The organism is Amycolatopsis sp. SID8362 (genome assembly GCF_010550475.1).
Taxonomy (GTDB): Bacteria; Actinomycetota; Actinomycetes; order Mycobacteriales; family Pseudonocardiaceae; genus Amycolatopsis; species Amycolatopsis eburnea.
Genome location: NZ_JAAGNB010000556.1, coordinates 1 through 1,066, shown reverse-complemented (window position 1 = coordinate 1,066; position 1,066 = coordinate 1). Strand labels below are relative to the sequence as shown.

Annotated in this window: 1 protein-coding gene; it reads right to left on the bottom strand. The window is 72.9% G+C overall.

Going from position 1 to position 1,066, the window contains the following annotated elements:
* Positions 1-51 precede the first annotated feature (51 nt).
* Positions 52-1,066, bottom strand: a 1,015-nt coding sequence (locus G3I65_RS17375) for a glycoside hydrolase family 76 protein (protein ID WP_239071267.1), incomplete at its 5' end; no start/stop codon positions are given.

Sequence of the window (1,066 nt, the reverse complement as noted above, 5' to 3'; positions counted from 1 at the left end):
CGACGGCCGCGAGCAGGAGGATCCGCACGCCGCCCATTCTGGCGTGCCGGCCTACCCGGCCGCCAGCACCGCTTCCAGCCCGGACGCCTGCGTGCGCCAGTCGGCCGCGTTCGGCGTGACGCCGGTCCAGCGCAGCCCGATCCGGTTCAGCGGGTCCCGGTCGCCCGCCCACAGCGCGTCCGCCTGCTGCTGCGCGAACGCGCGGTAGGCCGCCGAGCCCGTGGCCACGGCGAGGTCGCCGAAGTAACGCATGAAGATGCCCTTGAACTGCTTCTGGTTGTCGTCGCAGGAACCCGTCTCGCAGGACTCGACGAGCACGCCACCGGACGTCAGCCGGGCCATCGCCGCGTCGGCGAGCCGCTTCGCCGCGTCCAAATAGGACTGGACGCCGGTGCCGCGCCACAGCTCCAGCAGCCCGCCGATCCCGAGGCCCTGGTTGTAGGTCCAGACCGGCTGGCCGTTGTTGGCGCACGACGACGTCAAGCCGTCGTTCACCAGACCGGACGCGTTGACCAGCCCGCTGCCGAGGTACCAATCGCCCGCCGTCTTCGCTCGCTGACCCCAGACGGTGTCGCCTGCGATCCGCCGGTGCAGGGACGCGGTCAGCCGCAGGTACAGCCCCGCGGTGACGGCGTTCTTGTACGTCCGCTCGCGGTCCCACCAGACCCCGCCGCCGCAGGTGCCGGTGTCCCAGAACCCGTGGACGTAGTCCGCGATCGTCGTCGCCTCGCTGAGGTACCGCGGGTCGTGGGTGCGGTCGTAGACGGCGAGCCAGGCCAGGCCCCACCACGCGCTGTCGTCGATCGCCCGGCTGACGAAGTGGCCGTCGATCGGGTCGGAACTCCGTACCCCGGCGGGGAAAGCGGCCCGGTTGACGTCGAAGGTGCGCGCCAGCGCGGCGTCGAACCCGCCCGCGTCGGCCACCGCCGTCACCGCGACCGCGGAGTTCCACCAGCTCGACGGCCACCACGCGGTATAGGGCTCGTAGGACCACAGCAAGGCGTCGAGCGCGCCGGCGGCGCGGGTCGTCGCCGGGCGCGCCCACGCCGTGCAGCTGCCCTGGGCG